Raw genomic sequence first — 17,315 nt, forward strand, 5'->3', positions numbered from 1 at the left:
TGGCGGCCGGACAGCGATCCGGCGGTTTCGTCCTTCACTAGTTGAACGGTCATCCACTCAACCCTGGACGCAGGGGTCGCGTCACGGGTTTACCGCCGATTGTGCGGAAATCACAGCTTCGCAGCACCGGGCCACGCCGTGTCACGTGGTCGTGGTGGGCACGTCAGCCCGACGTTCCGGCCTACCGGAGACTTGGCGCAGCCGTTCGGTGTGTTCCTGGACCAGCGTGCGGAGCAGCCTGCGGGCAAGCGGTCGTTCGGTTGCAGGCAGGGAACGGTACAGCGTCACCAGCTCGTGTTCGTCGTCGCTGTCCGGGCCGGTGCGTCCGGGGATGTAGCTGTCGGCGGCGAAGGCGTCGGCCATCTCCTCGAAGTCGACGTCGAGGGCGGCGGCGAACCGCTCGATGACCTTGATCTTGGGGATCTTCCCGCGTTGGGCGGGTTTGAGGTAGTGACCGAGCGCGCCTTCCCGAAGGTCGGCGTCACGTTCGATCTGGCGCACGCTTCGGCCGGGCTTGGCTTTGGCTATGAGGGCGTCGACGGCGTAGGCGGGCCGCGGGCTGTCGCCGGGTGGCGTGGTGTCTGCGGTCATCGTTCGCTCTCTCGCTGTCTGTCGCTGCCAGGTCGTGCCGTGGCGGTGGGCGGTGCTCATCCTCGCGTGCCATGCAGTGTCACGCCGCGCCACCCCGTGTCACCAGGGCGCATCGTCGGTCATTTGATCATCTTTCAGTGAGTGAAATTCCGCAGATTTGCGGAATTTCCTTGACGCAGTCGTCGTTGCGTCCACAAGATGGATCACACAACGTGACGACCGCTCGGCCACACGGGTGGCGGGGTCCGGCCGTTGGAAGGGGGTCACGTGCACGCGCGTGCGACGGACAACGGCTGCTTACCCGGTCGGTGTACCGCGCTGCTGGCCCGATGGCTGGCGGCGTTATCCCGATCGTTCCGACCCGATGTTCCATCGGCCGTCGAGGGGGCGGCCAACCCGATGTCGAAGACCACCACCACTCCCGCCGCCGAGTCGATCGCGGTGGATGACCTGGCCGCGCAGCTCGACCTGTTGCGCTGGGTGGAAGACCAGCTCGACGGGCTGAAGAAGTTCCGCGCGGACGTGCAGCGCGCGGTCAAGCTCCGCCTCGGTGACACCGAGGTCGGCACCGTCAACGGCGTGCCTGTCGTGTCCTACCGCAAGTCCCTGCGGATCACGCTGAGCCCGCGCCTGGTGCGGGAGGCGGACCCGGAGTTGGCGCGCAGGTGCGAGGAGATCTCCGAGATCCGCACCTTCCTGTTGCTGGACGCGGCGTGACGTCCCCGGCGGGGTCCGACCGGTCTCGGGGGGCCGGTCGGACCCGCACCCGCCGCAGCAAGCCCCGTGACGGCGATCCCCGCGTGGTCGGGGAGTTGACCGCCGAGATCGCCCGGTACCTGGTGGGGCTGCCGTTGGACTACGGCGGCACCGTCGAGCGGATCGCCGCTCTGCTGGCCGCCGAGCCGGGTAACGCCGAGCACCTGGGCGCGGTGGTCCGCGTGATCGTCCAGGACGCGATGGCCGATCCGTTCCGCGAGACCAATGCCAACCGGTGGCGCGGCGAGCTGCCCGCCTGGGTTCGGCCGCCGATGGTCGGCGCGACCGTGCGCCGCCTGCTGTCGGTCGGGCTGCTCGTGGCCACCGGCCGCTACGTGCGCTCCACCGACGCACGCGGCGGCAACGGCGGCAAGCTCATGCCGGTCTACTCGCTCAATCTCGCCGTGCTCATCGAGCACCGCCAGGCCGTCGACGCCGACGAGGCCGCGACCGCCTGACCCGCATCACCACCACTCGTTGCCGCGCAGCGACGCGCGGTCTGTTCGTGCTGCCGAAAACCACTGTTGGGGGATGACCTTCCGTGGCGCGTGATCACGCCCGTCTGTACGTGCACATCTGGACCGACCCGGACTTCATCGAGCTGTCCGCCGTCGCCAAGTTGATCTACCTTCAGCTTCTCTCGCAGCCCAAGCTGGCCTACTCCGGCGTGCTCGACCTGGCGGCCAAGCGCTGGGCGCGGTCGCACCCGGACCTGGACGTGGCGACCGTGCGCGCCGCGTTGAGCGAGCTGGACGCGGCCCGGTTCCTGGTGGTCGACCAGGAGACCGAAGAAGTCCTCGTCAGGTCGTTCATCCGCCGTGACGAGCTGTGGAAGCAGCCCAACATGCTGCGCGGGGCGCTGCGGGTGGCGTTCGAGATCGTCTCGCCGATCCTGCGTGCCGCGCTGGCGCGGGAGCTGCGCCGCCTGCCCGCCGGGATCACCGGCCCGGCTCCGGCGGTCGCGGCCATCGAGCTGGAGAACGGCGCGCGGGAGTTGCCCGCCTCGGTCATGGCCGCGATGGAGGTCCCCGGCATCGGCCGCGCCGCCAAGTCCCGCCCGCAGGCACGCCCGACCGCCCCGCAACCGGCCGCCGCCGCGACGACCGCCGTTCCCGCTGCCGAGCCTTCCGCGACCCCCTCGGTTGCCCCCTCCCCGAACCCTTCCGGGAACCCTTCGGCGGACCCCTCGGGGAACCCTTCGACGAAGGACCTGGGAGAAGGGAGTAGGGAGAGGGAGACTGGAGAACCTGTTCTTACGTCGGTAGATGAAAAAGTGGGTGCCCCCGCGCCCGCGCGTACCCGCGCGCACCCGCGCCCGCGCGAGGACGAGCCCGCGGCTGCCGCCACGACCGACGACGTCCAGGACGAGCGGTCGGAGTCGGGCTCGGTGCGGCAGGTGCGCCGCGCGGAGGCGGAGCGGTTGGTGCGGGTGCACTGCCCCGACCAGCCCCGGCGGGTGGTGTCGGCGTTGCGCGGGCAGGTGATCGGCCTGTTGCGGGAGGGCATCGAGCCCGCAGTGATCGCGGCGGGGCTGCGGGTGTGGGCGGGCAAGACCCTGCCTCCGACGTGGCTGCCCGACCTGGTGGGTGAGCTGATGCGCGCCCGTGCTGTGCCGGTCGACCCGAAGTCCCGCCGGCGGGAGTTGGCGGTGGCCCAGACCTTCGAGCAGATCCGTGCCGACGCCATCGCCGAGGACGACTGCTCGCCGGTCGGCCTGGCTGCACGCGGCGAGCTGCCCGCGCACGCCGACGCGGCGACCCTTCAGCGGCTGCTGGACGACGCCTTGGCCGCGACGGTGGCCACCGACCCGGCGGGCACCGACCACGGCAAGGGCGCCGAGGACGAGCACGGGGCGGAGGTCGCCGCGTGACCGGCCGACCGACGCTGACCCGCTCGGAGGTCCGCGCGCTGCTGCTGCACTACCGCATCGCCGAGGACGGGCGGCCGATCTCCGAGGACGTGGTGACCGCGTGGTGGCGGGAGCTGCGCGAGCACACCGCCGCGCACTGCCAGGCCGCGCTGGCCTCGATCCCGCCGCAGCGGGTCCGCCACGCCACGGCGGCCGAGGTCGCCCAGCTCGCCCAGGTCGCCGCACTGCACCCGACCGACGCCGCGCCTGGCTCCGCGCGCCCCCCGCTGCCGATCACCCCGGCCGAGAGGGCACGCCAGCGCGCGAAGTTCGCCGCCGCCGGACAACGCGGCATCCGCGCCGTGTACGAGGCGATGGGCTGGACCCGCCACCCCGACACGGAGTTGGCCGGGACGGTGCGCTGTCCGTTCTGCCTGGCCCACGTCGGCCAGGTGTGCAAGCCGCTGACCCGCACCCGCGATGGCCGCCGCGAACAACGCGACCCGGTCACCCGGATGCACCCCTCCCGCCTGGCCTCCGCCCGCGCCACGAAGGCCGCGGGCACGTCCTCGACCACGCGCGGTGCCATCCCGCCCGCGCCGCAAGGAGTCTCCGCATGACCGCCGCCGTCGACCACGACGACTTCGACCAGGACGGCTACGACGGGGTTGTCCCCAGGTTCGTCCACAACGGGGACAACCCCGGCCAGGACGACATGCCCGCCGCGCCGACGCGCGACCAGGCCGCCGCCGCCCGGTTGGCGTGGGAGGTCGCCGTCGACCAGCTCGTGCGGCCCGGCCTGTACGTGATCCACCGCCAGGACGACGTCCACGAGGTGGCCGAGGTGCTGCCGCTGCTCGACCAGGTCCACGAGGCCGTCACCCCGGAGGGCAGGCGCACCGGGGCGGCGGGCAAGCTCGGCTCCCGTCCGCCCGCAAGCCTCGGTGCGCTGGGACTGCTCGCCGAGATCCGCACGGAGGTCCGCAAGACCTGCCGCGCCCACGGCCACGACGCCCGCACCCTGCGCGAGCAGGTCCAACAGTGGGGAGCCCACGCCGAGGACTGGCAGCACTCGGCACCGGACTACGTGCTGTGGGCCGCCGACCGCGCGAACGAGTGGGTGCGCGCCGCGCGGCTGATGCTCGACCCCGAACCCCGGTTCCCGTTGCGCGGACGCGCGTGCCCCGCCTGCGGTACCGCCACGGTGCAGGTCTGGTCCGACGACGAGTCCGACTGGATGCGCCGCCCGGCGCTGAGCATCGACCCCGACCGGGTCGAGGCCGTGTGCGCGCACTGCCGCCACAGCTGGGGCCTGGACGTGTGGGCGCAGCTCAACGAGGTGCTCGACCAGCAGCTCGCCCACGAGACGCTGGCGTGAGCGGGGTCACGCGATGTCGGGCGCGGAGCGGTTGACCTTCAGTCGTTTCAGCGCGCATAATGGCCGCATTGGGTACACGTGTGCCCATTTCGACCCGAAGGCCCGTCGCGCTCTTCCCCCAGCGCGGCGGGCCTTCGTCGTGCGGGCGGCGGCATCCCGCAGCACCGGCCCGGCCACCCCCACCCGCGCGCCCGCCGCGACGCCGCCGCCCGCCACCCCACACCAACGCCCCGCGCGTCGCCACACCGTGCTTTCCGGAATGCCGCGCATTCCGCGCCCGCCACCGGTGACATGTATTCCATTTCCTGTGCTTGCCCGGAACTGAATCCGGTAACAGGATCAGGAGAGCCCCGGAATTGCCTCTCAATTCCGATTCAAGGGCACATGTGACCCACTGGAGGGGTTTTCAATGCAAGGTGTCCGTAGATCCCCCATGCCTCAAACAAGGCCAAGAGAAGTACCCGAGGAAACGACGGTGCAGTACCCGTACATCGGCAGGCGGTTCCACGAGACGGAGCGGCTGAGCGTGCCGCAGCTCGCCCGCCACCTGATGGACGAGCTGCCCCGCCAGTTCGGCGGACTGTGGTTCTCCGCCACGGTCTACCGCTACCGGGCTGATCAGCCGTGGACGATCGACGTGCAGGTCTTCGGGGTCGCCTCGAACGTGCTGGACAGCTCGCACCACTCCCACCGGCTGATGGGCCGGATCGCGGAGCTGATCGACGAGTACAACATCACGGAGTACGCCAACGACGTCAGCCAATTCGGCACCAGCCGCTTCATGGGGCCGAATATCGTGCTTCTGCACGAATACGAGCAGGGGCAGTACAAGCCCGGTCGGGTGTCGGTGCGGCACTACTACATCACCGACAAGCCGCGCCGCCTGTGGGAGAAGGTCCGCAGCTTCTTCACGGGGTGGCTGCGATGACCGCGCACCGACCCGGACAACCGGACGAGCCCACGACGGTGAGCGAGCGCCGCCCCGATCCCGAACACGTCGCCTACCTGCTCTACGGGGCGATCCTCGACCAGCGCGACCAGTTCATGCCCGAGGCGGCGAGGGTGGGCGTGCTGTGCAGCTCCGACCGTGAGCACCTGTTCGTGCACATCGGTGGCCTGTCGGACCGGTTCCTCCTCGGACCGGCGACCAACCTGCGGTTCTTCGCCTGGCTCGACCCGGACGCGGTGTTCACGGGCGAAGCGCGCCAGCTCCGCTTTCGGCTGCTGGACCTGGCCCGCGCCACGCTGCCCCGCAAGCCCTCCGGGGAGCTGTGGTTCGCCACCGACGTGTGGCTGATGACCGAGCCCTTCTGGCGCTCGCCCCAGTTCGGATTCCACGGCGTGACCATCCTCGGCAAGGGGGACCTGAAGTGAGCACCGCGACCGAAACCAGCCCGGCGCCGCGCTGCGCCAACGACGACTCCTACGCCATCGCCGTGCTGCTCCACGACAACGGCCTGCTCGGCGCGATGCTGTGCGACGGCTGCGTGCAGTGCACCGACACCCGGTGCACCGACCTGGGTTCGATCATGGATGCCGAGTACGACGAGCCCTGGTGCGCCCACCACGCCGCCCAGTTCACCGGGGAAGAGGCGGTGCGGGGGCCGGCCATCGTGCCGATCGGCTCCGCGAAGCACCTGAAGGCCCTCGCCGAGCAGCCGGGCGGTCCGCAGTGACCCCCGCGCGCAAGGACCGGCCGTTCGAGGCCCCGCCCGCCGGACCGGCCACGGCGACGATGTCCCTGGCGGCGAGCCAGGCATACCGGCGGTACCGGGAGACGCTGCCCGAGTCGCAGCGGCTCGCCCTGGACCTGTTCGAGGAACTGAGCGTGGACAAGTACCTGATGCGGGTGCTCTACCTGGCGTGGATGGACCTCGAAGCGGCCGAACTGCCCGGACGCGACGGCACGGCCGACCGCAGCGAACTGCGGCGACGCGGCTGGATCTTCACCAGCCACGGCCGCACCCGGCTCACCGACGACGGCTTCCGTGCCTGGTGGCGCTGGAAGGTCGCGATCACCCCGCACCTGCGCAAGCCCGCGTTCCAGGAGCTGTGGCGGGAGGTGGCGGGCTGGTGAGCACGTACCGCACTAACCGCTACCCCGGCACCTGCGAGCACTGCGGGCAACTGGTGCCCGTCGGGATGGGCCAGGTACGCCGCGACCGCCACCGCAACTGGTTCACGCGCCACTACCCCGCCGAGAAGGTGGGGTGGCCGGAACCCTCGTGGATCTACGGCTGCCCACCGCCGCCGCCCGAACCCGAGGACGGAGCCGCGCCGGTCAGGGACACCCCGGCCGGCCCCGGCCTGGAGGCCGCGCGGGAGTGGCTGTACCGCCGGTACTACCGCAACCGCACGCCCCCGCCGTGGCGCGAACCGAACACCGACGCCGAGAAGGAGAAGCAGGACGCCGCGGTGCTGCGCCTGGCCGCGCTGCACCCCGTCGAGTTCATGTCCTCGACGCACCACACCGTCGAACTGCTCAGGATCGCCGAGACGCAGGAATGGGTTCTGCCATGAGCCACGACACCGACGACGCGACGATGGCAGCGGCCCGCGAGGACGTCTACCGCCGCTTCTTCCACAACGGCGAGCCGCCGCCCTGGCGCGAGCACGGCACCGAGCAGGGCCGGGCGAAGATGGATGCCGACGTGCTGCGCTTCGCCGCCCTGGCACCGATGGACGTCTTCAGCGACCCCGAGGCGTTCGCCGAGCTGCTGGAGCTGGGCGACTTCCAGGGCTGGACGTGATCATGCTCGACAGCACGGCCGCCGCCCGGCAGGATGGGCAACGCTCCTCCGGTGGATGTTGGCACTGAAGTCGAAGGGCAGCGAATGGGTTCGGCGGGTGACCGTCGAACCCATTCGTCTTCCACGTCAAATCATTTCCCCTGGTCGCGCGAATGCACGAAAAATGCGCTGCTCTATTCGTGTGATAATGTGCCGAAAAGTGCTGGACAAGAGCTGTCCGGCCGGTAATGTCAGTGGTGCCAACATTCACTGCCCACTGACACCCGCAAGGGTGGCTCTGGTTAAGGAGTCAGCCGTAATGGCTCATGAGATTGAGATTCACCAGGATGGGACAGCCGCTTTTGTGTCCGCCAACACTCCGGCATGGCACAGGTTGGGGACCGTGGCCGATGGCCCGATGACCGTTGCCGAAGCTCTCAAGCTGGGCAAGCTGGCCGACTGGGATGTCCGCATGGAACCGGTGGTTGCCACCGTGGCCGGTACCAAGTGTGTGGAGTGCCTGGCCGAGCTGGGGGGCAAGCACGACGACATGTGCGGCGTCGGCGACCACGAGGGCTTGGACGACAGCCGGATTGTGGATGCCGATGACACCGCCGTGATGGTTCCCGTTCCGTCCCACCGGGCCGTGATCCGAACCAATCCGGTGACCGGGGAACCCGAGGTTCTGAGTGTGGGAGGGTTGGACTACACCCCGATTTCCAATGAGGAAATGGGGGAAACCCTCCAAGCCATCTTGGATGAGTCCGGGGCCATTGTGGACACCGCCGGTTCCCTCCGGGGTGGGTTGTCCACCTTCATTACCGCCCGACTGCCGAAGGGGATCATGGTAGGGGGTGTGGACCCGGTTGAGTTGAACCTGGCAGGGTTCAACTACTTTCAGCCCGGTAAGTCCTCCGAATTCCTGATCACCCCGGTAAGGGTGGTGTGTGCCAACACCCAGAGTGCCGCTCTACACAACTTCCGTTCCCGCTACACCGTCCGACACTCCCCGAATGCACCACAGAGGATCATTGAGGCCCGACAGGCACTCAAGATCACCTTTGACTACCGGGATGCCTTTGCCGAAGAGGCAGAGAAGATGATCAACCGGGAACTGGGAATCCGGGAGTTCGAGAAGCTGTGCCGTGAGATCTGGCCTGCCCCCGACTCCGAGGCAAGGGCCGATGTCAAAGACAAGGATGACCTACTCACCACCACCCTGACCGGCATTTTCAAGGGTGACACCAATGCCAACATTGGTGGCAAGCGGAAGGCCGGCACCAATTGGTCCGGCTATCAAACCGTGGTTGAGTACCTGGATCACTTTGCCCCGGTGAGGGACACCGACAATGCAGCCCGTATCCGGGCCGAAAGGGCATTGACCGGCAAGGGCAGGGACACCAAAGAGCTTGCCTTCTCCCTGTTCAAGGTGGCCTGACCGTGGACCCGACAACCGCCCTTGAAGAGATCCGGGCCATCCTCCGCAGTCACCGGCAGGGACAGCCGGAAGACCTCTGGTTATTGCTGAACCTCTGGGAGGCCCTTGACCACTGGCTCACCGGGGGTGGCTTCCTGCCCCGCCAGTGGTCCGGACCGACCGAAGCCGACAGCACCCTTCACCAGGGGCTCGCGGAGGAGATCACCGATCCCACCGCCACCGTGACCGAACTCCGCAAGCCGGACCCGTCCAACCTCGCCCGGTGGGTTGCCCTGCTGGCAGGGCTTGACCGGTGGGTCACCGTGGACAGCAGCATCCTTCCCGACCAGTGGCTCACCGTTCCCCGGTGAGCACCCCGACCGCAGAGCCCCCACACCGCCCGGTGTGGGGGCTCTGCCCGTTGCCCGTGACCGGCCGGTGGTGCCCGTGCCGAACCGAGCTGCCCGCCCGTGTCCGATGCCGGGTTGCCCGAACACCAGCCGTTCCGGTGGCCGCTGTACAGCCTGCCGAAGCCGTGCCCGTAGGGCCGGTGGGACCTCTGCCCACCGGGGCTACACCGGGGCACACAGGAGCCGTTTCCGGCCCGCTGTGCTGGCCCGTGACCGGGTGTGCCGCTGTGACCGTGACCAGTGCCCCCGACACCCGCACAGGCTGTGTGACCGGCCGTCCACCGTGGCCGACCACTGGCCGCTCACGCGACGCGAACTGGTGGCCGCTGGCCTTGACCCCGATGACCCGAGCAGGGGCCGGGGGCTGTGTGCAGGCTGCCACTCCCACATCACCGCCACCGACCGACGCACCCTCGGAGGGTGGAACGCCCCGTGATCACCACTGACCGCGCCGCGACCGGCCGCCCGTCGACCGGCCGCCGCGCCACCCCAGGGGGGTCACCCCTGCACCGCCCGCAAGGGCACAAGCCACTGAGGCCCGTTGGGGTCCGGTCAGGTTTCCGCAGACGCCCGGCCCACGTCCGCCGAGCCGTTCGCGGCCGGGTCGGTCCGGGCGAGCATCCGGCTCACCGTGGACTGGTGAACCTGCGCGACCGGCGCGATCTCGTCCTGGGACGCACCGAGCGCACGTGCCTGGCGCACAAGAGATTCGACCTCGTCCGACCACGCCGCCTTCTGCCCGGCGGCCTGCTCCAACCGCTCGAACACCTCGGCGAGCTTGCGGTCCCTCTCCGCGATCACGTCGGTCATACTTCGATCATGCACGACGCATCACCTCATGCGTCACGCATAAACCACGCGGAGGTGCGCCCTGCCCATCGAGATTGACGGCATCACCCCATCCGAACAGATCCGCGCCCGACTCGCCGAGGAGGGAAACCCGGTTCTGCTCGGCTTCAGCCGGGGCAAGGACTCGTTGGCCGCGTGGCTGGCGATGCGCGAAGCCGGGATCGAGGTCATCCCCTATCACCTCTACCTCGTGCCCGGCCTGACGTTCGTGGACGACAGCCTGAAGTTCTACGAGGACTTCTTCCAGACCCGCATCGTCAACCTGCCTCACCCCTCGCTGTACCGGTGGCTCAACGCCTTCCTGTTCCAGCCACCGGAGCGGCTGGCGATCATCGAGGCCGCGCAGTTCCCCGAGCCCACCTACGAGGAGATCGCCCGGATGCTGCGCGAGGACCTGGGCTTGCCGGAGGTGTGGAACGCGGACGGGGTGCGGGCCGCGGACTCGCCGAACAGGCGGATGGCGATGGTCACCCACGGCCCGCTACGCGAACACCTGCGCAAGGTTTCGATCGTGTGGGACTGGCGTATCGCCGACGTGCGCGGCACCCTCGCCCGGCACAACTGCCCACTGCCCCCTGAGTACGAGTGGTTCGGCCGCAGCTTCGACGGCCTCGACTACCGGTTTCTGGCGCCCATCCGCGAGCACGCACCCGACGACTTCCGCCGCATCCTCGACTGGTTCCCGCTCGCCGACCTGGAGTTCTTCCGCCGTGACCTCACCCCCTGAACCCGCAGGCGACCCCAACGCCGACCTGCTCGCCCAGCTCCAGGCCACGGCGGCGGTCGGCGGTCCCACCTCGCAGGCCGACCTGCTCGCCCAGCTCAACGCCGAGCCCGAACCCGACCCGCTGGCCGGGGTCGAGTACACCGGCGACCTCGCCGCCGATTCCGCCGCAGAGCTGGACGCCGTGGCCCAGGGGTTCCGCGACCGCACCAAGCGCGAGGACGAACGGTTCCGGCTGGCCACCGACAGCGAGTACTGGTTCGCGGTCTGCTTCAAGACCCGCGCCGACAAGGAAGCCTTCCTCGCCGCCGCACGCCTCATGTCCATCGGGGACAAGTACCTCGACGGCTACGTCGTCGCCCGCGTCCTCGGCATCCCCATGCCCACCGACGCCGAGGGCGACACCGACTGATCGAGAGGAGGACCCGCTTGCGTGAACGTCTGCGCCGCGCGGCCGTCGCCGCCCGCCGCCTGCTCACCCGCCGCGCCGCCGGACCGGCCAGAGGCCGCAGCTCCGGCACCTGACCGCGAGCCGTCGCCGTGACGGGATGCCCCAGTGGTCGACAGGAGGTGAGACATCATGGGCAAACGCGGTCCTGCCGCCAAGCCCACCACCTTGCGCATCCTGCACGGCGACCGCGCCGACCGGATCAACGACCGGGAGCCGGTGCCACCCGCGCAGGAGATCGCCTGTCCGGACTGGGCCTCGGACGGCGCGCGGGAGATCTGGGCGCGGCTCGCGCCGAGTCTGGAGCAGCGGGGCGTGCTCACGGCCTGGGATGTGGACGCGTTCCTCGTGCTGTGCGAGGCGCTGCACCGCTACCGCAACGCCACCGCGCTGGTGAACGGCTCCGCGCTGTTGGTGCAGGGCGGTAGCGGGCTGATGAAGAACCCGGCGTTGCAGGTGCAGGCCGAGGCTGAGCGCACGTTCCTGACCTACGCCGCCCGGTTCGGGCTGACGCCCAGCGACCGCCAGTCCATCAAGGTGGAGGTGGGCGGCGACCAGGACCACCAGGGCGGACCGGGCCGCCTCCTCAGCTAAGCCCCGCGCCAACCCGAAGCGCACCAAGACCAGCTCGCGCACCGGCACCGCTACGCCCCGAAACCCCACAGCGAACCCCAAACGCGGGGCGCGGTTGCCGGTGTGCGGGCGCACCTTCGACGGTCACACCTGCCGCAAGCGCGGCGATCACCTCTGCAAGCCCCGCGCCGACCACGCGCAGGCGTTCGCCGAGGAGATCTGCGTCCACACCAAGGACCGGTGGGCGCGGCGGCCGTTCATCCTCGCCGACTGGCAGCGAGACGACATCGTCCGGCCGCTGTTCGGCGAGGTCCGCTGGGACGACGAAGCCGAGTGCTACGTCCGCCGGTTCCGCATCGCGTGGATCGAGCTTGCCCGCAAGAACGGCAAGTCCGAACTGCTGGCGTTCGTGGCGCTGTACCTGCTGGTCGGGGACGGCGTGGAGTCGGCCGAGGTCTATGGCTGTGCCCGCGACACCGACCAGGCGAAGCTGGTGTTCAATGTCGCCGCGCGCATGGTCCGGCTGTCGCCGGTGCTGTCGCGGCGTTTGCGGGTCATCGAGCACTCGGCGCGCATCGTGGACGAGAAGACCAACTCCGTCTACGCCGTCGTCCCGGCTGACGCGCTGGGCAACCTGGGTTCCAACCCGAGCTGCGTCATCTTCGACGAGGTCCTGACCCAGCCGAACGGCGACTTCTGGAACGCCATGCGCACCGGCATGGGCACGCGGCTGGAGCCGCTGCTGATCGCGGCCACGACCGCGGGCAACGACCCCGCATCTTTCGCCAAGGGCGAGCACGACGAGTTCGTGAAGATCGGCGAGGACCCGTCGCGGGCGCCGCACCGGTTCGTCTACCTGCGCAACACCCCCGAGGACGCCGACCCCTGGGACGAGGCGAACTGGTACCACGCCAACCCGGCGTTGGGTGACTTCCTGTCGCTGGCCGCGCTGCGGGAAGAAGCCCTCGAAGCCCGCAACGACCCGCTCAAGGAGAACGCCTTCAGGCAGTTCCGGCTGAACCAGTGGGTCAACCAGGCGTCGCGGTGGATGCCGATGCACCTGTACGCGGCGTGCACCGGCAGCACCCGTGACGAACCCGCGCAGTTGCGTCGGGAGCTGGCCCGCCGCCCCGCCTGGGGCGGGCTGGATCTGGCCTCGAAGCTCGACCTGACCGCCTGGTGCCTGATCGTGCCGGACGGCATCGACGGCCACCCCTCGGCGCTGTGGCGGTTCTGGCTGCCCGAAGCCGGGGTGACGTTCCTCGATGAGCGCACCGAGGGCCGCGTGTCGAGGTGGGTCGACCAGGGCTGGATCACCGTCACGGACGGAGAGGTCATCGACTACGAGAAGGTGGAAGCCGACATCGTCGCCGACACCGGCCTGTTGCGGGTCGCGGACATCTCCTACGACGAGTGGTCCGGTGAACCCGTCCGCCAACGCCTGGAGAAGCGCACGGGCGTGCCGATGTTCCCGGTGGCGCAGACCTACAAGGGCATGACGGCCGGGATGAACGAGGTCATGGCGCTGACCAAGTCACGCCGCTGGTCCCACCACGGCAACCCCGTCGCCGAGTGGTGCTTCGACTCCGTCGAGGTCCGCCACCCACCCGGCGAACCCGACCTCATCCGCCCCGACAAGCCCGAACGCGGCAAGACCGGCAAACGGATCGACGCCGTGCCCACGGCCGCGATGGCGGTAGGCGGATGGAAGCTGCGCGGCTCGAAGGTCAAGAAGTCCGGCCGCATGGTCGTGATGGGCTAGTCGACCACATCGGGTGATCACCGGGTTGGTGTTGTCGATCAGCCGTCGGGGTATCAGATCACCACGGCGCACGACTTCGGCAGGGAGGACAGCCATGACCGCCGATGAGGACATCTCGAATCCCCCGCGAGCCCGACCCTCCGAGCCCTCGGGAGTCCTGGTGCTCGAACTGACGGATGACGTGCCTGATCTGGCCGAGGTACGGCGGTGGACCGGCGAAGTCCTGTCGGACCTGACCGAGGACGAGATCACCGACGCGAAGTTGGTGGTGTCCGAGCTGGTGAGCAACGCCTACGAGCATGGCCAACACCCTTTGCATCTACGGCTGCGGCGCACCCGCAATCTGATCCGGATCGAGGTGACCGACCTGTCCCCGCAGGTGCCGGTGGTGGGCCGTTCCTCGGTGCGCGTGACACGTGGTCGCGGACTGGTGCTCGTGGACCGGCTGTGCCGGCAGTGGGGAGCCGTGCGCCACGCGGTGGGCAAGACCGTCTGGGCCGTCCTGGACCACCGGTCCCGACACTCGAACACGCTGCTGCCCGGCTGACCTTTCCCGCGTGAACTTGGTGGTGATCGCTCCTGATCTCCACCAAGTTCACGCTGTCCCCCGATCAGTGGGTTGCCCGCCTGGCACGGCTGCACAACGCCCAGCTCCCCGAACTGGAACTCCTGGACGCCTACTACGAGGGCGAACAGTCCCTCTCCTACATGCACCCGGAGCTGATCCGCCGCCTCAACGGCCGCGTCCGCCAGGTCGTGATCAACTGGCCCCAGCTCGTCGTGGACGCGCTCGATGAGCGCCTGGACCTGACCGGGTTCCGACTGGGCGGTCAGCAGGCCGCCGACGCCGAGTTGTGGCGGATCTGGCAGGCCAACCGCCTGGACCTGTACTCCGAACAGGCCCACGTCGACGCCCTGGCCCTGGGCCGTGCGTTCGCCATCGTCGGCACCGACGAGGACCGGCCGAACACCCCGCTGGTCACCGTCGAAAGTCCGTTGGACGTCCACGTCGACCTGGACCCGCGCACCCGCAAGGTGCGCGCCGCGCTCAAACGGCAGTTCAGCGACGACGCCGAGGACGGCTCCACCGAAGCCTGGGCCACGCTGTACCTGCCCAATGAGACCATCTGGTACTCCTCCGAGGACGGCGGCGGCACCTGGACCGAGGACGACCGCGACGAGCACGGCATGGGCCACGTCCCGGTGGTGCCGATCGTCAACCGGCCGCGCACCCGCCGCCGTCGCACCGCCCCGCCCCGGCTCGGGCGCTCCGAGCTGGCGGCCGTGCTGCCGCTGTCGGACGCCGCCTCGAAGATCGCCACGGACATGATGGTCAGCGCGGAGTACCACGCGATGCCGCGCCGGTATGCGCTCGGCTTCGACAAAGAGGACTTCGTTGACGCGCAGGGCAACCCGCTCACGCCGTGGGAGGCCGTGGCGGGCGTGCTGTGGGCCTCGCCCAAGTCCCCGAAGGAGGACGGCGTCAGCGTCGGGCAGTTCCCCGAAGCGGACCTGACCAACTTCCACGCCACCCTCAACGCCCTGGCTCGCCTCGTCGCCAGCCTCACCGGTCTGCCGCCCCACTTCTTGGGCTACAGCACGGAGAACCCCGCTTCGGCGGACGGCATCCGCAGTTCGGAGTCCCGGCACATCAAGCGCGCCGAACGCCGTCAACGGTCCTTCGGTGACGGCTGGGAGGAGGTCATGCGCACGGTCCTGCGGGTGCGTGACGGGCGGGTGCCGGACGAGGCGCTGCGCATGGAAGCCCAGTGGGTCGACGCCGCCACGCCGACCTTCGCCGCCCAGGCCGACGGGGTCGTGAAGCTGTTCAGCGCGGACCGGCTGCTGCCGCGTCGCGCGTCGCGTCGCGCGCTCGGGTACTCCGACGCGCAGATCCGGGAGATGGAGGCCGAGGACGCCGAGGCGTACTCGCGTGCCATCGGCGACCAGGCCGACGAGTTCGGCCCCAAGCCGCTCCCGACCCCGCGCGACCCGGACGACGACGAACCCGAGGACGAGTCCGAGTTCGGGCGGGTGCCCGCGCCGCGCCGCGCGCCCGTGCAGCTCGGGCCGTCCGCGACCGTGCCGCCGTTGGCGGTGCAGTTCCGGGAACCCGCGCTCGCCGGGAGGTGACCGCCCTGAGCGCTCCCGCGCAACCATCCATCGGTCTCGATGCCGACTACTACCGGGCACAACAGCGCATCGTCCGCGCCGCCGTCGACCAAGCCCAGACCGCATGGACGCAACTCGACCCACGCGACCCGTCCGCCTCCTGGGTGGAGGAGATCCGGCCGCAGGTCGTGACGGCCGTGGAAGAGGCACAGCAGGAGTCGGCCGCGCTGGCGCCGCTCTACATCGCGGGCACGCTGCTGGCCGCGGGTGCGGTGTCGGCTCCCCTCGCGCTGTTGGTGGCGTCGGCGTTCGTCGGCATGGCCGCCAACGGCCTGGTGCTGTCGGCGTTGATGGACTTCGCGTTCGGCTACTACCGCCGCGCCAAGGCTGCCGACGTGCCCGAGACCGAAGCCCGCGCCCTCGGCCTGGCCAAGCTGCTGACCTACGTGGCCACCGAAACCAACGACACCGCCCGCCTGGCCGTGCACGTCGGCGCGGTGGTCGAACCGGACATCGCCGGGTACGAGCGGGTGGTGACCCTGCCCGCGTGCGGGCGCTGCATCCTGCTGTCCGGCCGCCTCTACCGGTTCTCCACGGGGTTCCTGCGGCACCCGAACTGCGACTGCTCGATGCGCCCGGTCACCTCCGAGCAGTGGCGCGAGGGCGGCAGCTCGCGCAGCCCGCAAGCCTTGTTCGACGGCATGACCCGCGCCCAGCAGGACAAGGCGTTCGGCAAGGGCGAGGCCGCCGCGATCCGGGCCGGTGCCGACATCGGCCGCGTGGTCAACGCCCGCCGCCGCAACCAGGTGTACGTGGCCGGCGGGTACGAGTTCACCCGCGAAGCGACCACCACGCGCGGCATCGGACGGCAACTCGGTGAACTCGCCAAGCGGGGCGGCCGGTACCGACGCTCCCAGGTTCCCCGGCCCACCGCCGCCCAGCTCGTCAACGCCGTGAGCCAGGACCAGGCCGAGCTGATCCGCCAGCTCCGCCGCTTCGGCTACCTGCGCTGACCAGCGCACACCCTCCCACCGCCAACGCCCGAAAGGGGGTTTCCACCCTGTCCGACAACCCGACCACCCCACCCGCCCCGGAACCACCCGCACAGCCGCCCACCAGCCCGCCACCGGCCCCGGAACCGCCCGCCCCGACTCCACCGGCCGAGGACACCGGCAAGGCCACAGAACCGGACTACCGGGCGCTGTACGAGGAGACCCGCACGAAGCTGACCCGCGCGGAGCAGACCGCACGGGAGCACAAGGCCAAGGCGTCCAAGCTGGACGAGATCGAGGCCGCGACCAAGACCGACGCGGAGAAGGCCGTCGAGCGCGCCACGGCCGCCGAAGCCCAGCTCGCTCAGCTTCGGCGCACGGCGGTGGACGCGGAGATCCGCGCCGCCGCCTCCGGCTGGGCCGACCCGACCGACGCGCCCCGCTACCTGGACGACCGGGACCGCTACATCGGCGAGGACGGCCGGGTCGATACCGCCGCCATCGCCGCCGACCTCGCCGCGGTGCTCGCCCAGCGCCCGCACCTCGCGCGGGTCGACGGGCCGCGCCGCCCCGCCCCGGACCCCTCGCAGGGCCAGCGCCAGGGCGGGCCGTCCGGCATCGCCGAGCAGATCCGCGAGGCCGAAGCCCGCGGCGACTGGGCCACCGCGATCAGCCTGAAGAACCAGCGCCTGGCCGAGCAGGCCCGCGCAGCGGCACCCCGCATC

General features: G+C 70.1%; 23 protein-coding genes. 21 read left to right on the forward strand and 2 right to left on the reverse strand.

Translation table 11 applies throughout. From position 1 onward, the window contains the following. Positions 1-141: 141 nt before the first annotated feature. Entirely contained in the window at positions 142-591 is a 450-nt protein-coding gene (locus tag ALI22I_RS23285; RefSeq protein WP_077007632.1) for a hypothetical protein, read from the reverse strand. A gap of 399 nt (positions 592-990) precedes the next feature. Between ALI22I_RS23285 and ALI22I_RS23290 the strand changes: the two genes are divergently transcribed. The 13 genes from ALI22I_RS23290 to ALI22I_RS23350 all read left to right on the forward strand — a co-directional run bounded on the left by ALI22I_RS23290 (position 991) and on the right by ALI22I_RS23350 (position 9,091). Continuing rightward, the gene (locus ALI22I_RS23290) at positions 991-1,308 is read left to right on the forward strand and encodes a hypothetical protein (protein ID WP_077007633.1); all 318 of its coding nucleotides are present in this window, start codon (positions 991-993) and stop codon (positions 1,306-1,308) included. An 83-nt stretch (positions 1,309-1,391) separates the two neighbouring features. Continuing rightward, a complete protein-coding gene (locus ALI22I_RS23295) occupies positions 1,392-1,805 on the forward strand; it encodes a hypothetical protein (RefSeq protein ID WP_077007634.1) in 414 nt (137 codons plus the stop codon). Positions 1,806-1,888: 83 nt separating this feature from the next. Continuing rightward, positions 1,889-3,217 (forward strand): hypothetical protein, encoded by a 1,329-nt coding sequence (locus tag ALI22I_RS23300; protein ID WP_077007635.1) that lies wholly within the window; start codon positions 1,889-1,891, stop codon positions 3,215-3,217. Beyond that, positions 3,214-3,816 carry a hypothetical protein gene (locus ALI22I_RS23305; RefSeq protein ID WP_077007636.1) on the forward strand — a complete coding sequence of 201 codons (603 nt, stop codon included), beginning with the start codon at positions 3,214-3,216 and terminating at the stop codon, positions 3,814-3,816. Before ALI22I_RS23300 ends, ALI22I_RS23305 begins: the two co-directional genes overlap by 4 nt. Further along, positions 3,813-4,574, forward strand: coding sequence for a DUF7341 domain-containing protein (locus ALI22I_RS23310; protein ID WP_077007637.1), 762 nt, complete (start codon positions 3,813-3,815; stop codon positions 4,572-4,574). The genes ALI22I_RS23305 and ALI22I_RS23310 overlap by 4 nt, the downstream gene beginning before the upstream one ends. Positions 4,575-5,049: 475 nt before the next feature. Beyond that, positions 5,050-5,502, forward strand: a complete 453-nt coding sequence (locus tag ALI22I_RS23315; RefSeq protein WP_077007638.1) for a hypothetical protein — start codon at positions 5,050-5,052, stop codon at positions 5,500-5,502. After that, positions 5,499-5,948: a hypothetical protein gene (locus ALI22I_RS23320; protein WP_077007639.1), complete on the forward strand. Its 450-nt coding sequence runs from the start codon at positions 5,499-5,501 to the stop codon at positions 5,946-5,948. Before ALI22I_RS23315 ends, ALI22I_RS23320 begins: the two co-directional genes overlap by 4 nt. After that, the gene (locus ALI22I_RS23325) at positions 5,945-6,250 is read left to right on the forward strand and encodes a hypothetical protein (RefSeq protein WP_077007640.1); all 306 of its coding nucleotides are present in this window, start codon (positions 5,945-5,947) and stop codon (positions 6,248-6,250) included. Before ALI22I_RS23320 ends, ALI22I_RS23325 begins: the two co-directional genes overlap by 4 nt. Beyond that, on the forward strand, positions 6,247-6,651 hold the full coding sequence (locus tag ALI22I_RS23330; protein ID WP_077007641.1) for a hypothetical protein: 405 nt from the start codon (positions 6,247-6,249) through the stop codon (positions 6,649-6,651). Before ALI22I_RS23325 ends, ALI22I_RS23330 begins: the two co-directional genes overlap by 4 nt. After that, positions 6,648-7,094 (forward strand): hypothetical protein, encoded by a 447-nt coding sequence (locus ALI22I_RS23335; protein WP_143532375.1) that lies wholly within the window; start codon positions 6,648-6,650, stop codon positions 7,092-7,094. The genes ALI22I_RS23330 and ALI22I_RS23335 overlap by 4 nt, the downstream gene beginning before the upstream one ends. After that, positions 7,091-7,324, forward strand: a complete 234-nt coding sequence (locus ALI22I_RS23340) for a hypothetical protein (RefSeq protein ID WP_077007643.1) — start codon at positions 7,091-7,093, stop codon at positions 7,322-7,324. The genes ALI22I_RS23335 and ALI22I_RS23340 overlap by 4 nt, the downstream gene beginning before the upstream one ends. A 55-nt stretch (positions 7,325-7,379) precedes the next feature. Continuing rightward, positions 7,380-8,741, forward strand: coding sequence for a DUF932 domain-containing protein (locus ALI22I_RS23345; RefSeq protein ID WP_143532376.1), 1,362 nt, complete (start codon positions 7,380-7,382; stop codon positions 8,739-8,741). A 2-nt stretch (positions 8,742-8,743) separates the two neighbouring features. Further along, the gene (locus ALI22I_RS23350) at positions 8,744-9,091 is read left to right on the forward strand and encodes a hypothetical protein (protein WP_077007645.1); all 348 of its coding nucleotides are present in this window, start codon (positions 8,744-8,746) and stop codon (positions 9,089-9,091) included. Between the two features lie 591 nt (positions 9,092-9,682). Here the strand turns inward: ALI22I_RS23350 and ALI22I_RS23360 are convergent. Beyond that, on the reverse strand, positions 9,683-9,940 hold the full coding sequence (locus ALI22I_RS23360) for a hypothetical protein (RefSeq protein ID WP_077007647.1): 258 nt from the start codon (positions 9,938-9,940) through the stop codon (positions 9,683-9,685). A gap of 166 nt (positions 9,941-10,106) precedes the next feature. Between ALI22I_RS23360 and ALI22I_RS51090 the strand changes: the two genes are divergently transcribed. From ALI22I_RS51090 to ALI22I_RS23400, 8 genes are all read left to right on the forward strand, one after another. Beyond that, positions 10,107-10,706: a phosphoadenosine phosphosulfate reductase gene (locus ALI22I_RS51090; RefSeq protein ID WP_179118319.1), complete on the forward strand. Its 600-nt coding sequence runs from the start codon at positions 10,107-10,109 to the stop codon at positions 10,704-10,706. Beyond that, on the forward strand, positions 10,690-11,115 hold the full coding sequence (locus ALI22I_RS23370; RefSeq protein ID WP_077007649.1) for a hypothetical protein: 426 nt from the start codon (positions 10,690-10,692) through the stop codon (positions 11,113-11,115). Before ALI22I_RS51090 ends, ALI22I_RS23370 begins: the two co-directional genes overlap by 17 nt. A 168-nt stretch (positions 11,116-11,283) precedes the next feature. Then, the gene (locus ALI22I_RS23375; RefSeq protein ID WP_077007650.1) at positions 11,284-11,745 is read left to right on the forward strand and encodes a phage terminase small subunit P27 family; all 462 of its coding nucleotides are present in this window, start codon (positions 11,284-11,286) and stop codon (positions 11,743-11,745) included. A gap of 100 nt (positions 11,746-11,845) precedes the next feature. Beyond that, positions 11,846-13,486 carry a terminase large subunit gene (locus ALI22I_RS23380; RefSeq protein WP_077007651.1) on the forward strand — a complete coding sequence of 547 codons (1,641 nt, stop codon included), beginning with the start codon at positions 11,846-11,848 and terminating at the stop codon, positions 13,484-13,486. A gap of 94 nt (positions 13,487-13,580) precedes the next feature. After that, entirely contained in the window at positions 13,581-14,033 is a 453-nt protein-coding gene (locus tag ALI22I_RS23385) for an ATP-binding protein (RefSeq protein ID WP_077007652.1), read from the forward strand. An 89-nt stretch (positions 14,034-14,122) separates the two neighbouring features. Beyond that, positions 14,123-15,619, forward strand: coding sequence for a phage portal protein (locus ALI22I_RS23390; RefSeq protein WP_274522993.1), 1,497 nt, complete (start codon positions 14,123-14,125; stop codon positions 15,617-15,619). Then, entirely contained in the window at positions 15,616-16,611 is a 996-nt protein-coding gene (locus tag ALI22I_RS23395) for a hypothetical protein (protein ID WP_077007654.1), read from the forward strand. Before ALI22I_RS23390 ends, ALI22I_RS23395 begins: the two co-directional genes overlap by 4 nt. 362 nt (positions 16,612-16,973) lie before the next feature. Then, positions 16,974-17,315 (forward strand): hypothetical protein (locus ALI22I_RS23400; RefSeq protein ID WP_202971050.1); only part of this gene is annotated, 342 nt, incomplete at its 3' end.

The sequence above is a fragment of the Saccharothrix sp. ALI-22-I genome, from assembly GCF_001984175.1.
In the GTDB taxonomy this organism is placed as follows: domain Bacteria; phylum Actinomycetota; class Actinomycetes; order Mycobacteriales; family Pseudonocardiaceae; genus Actinosynnema.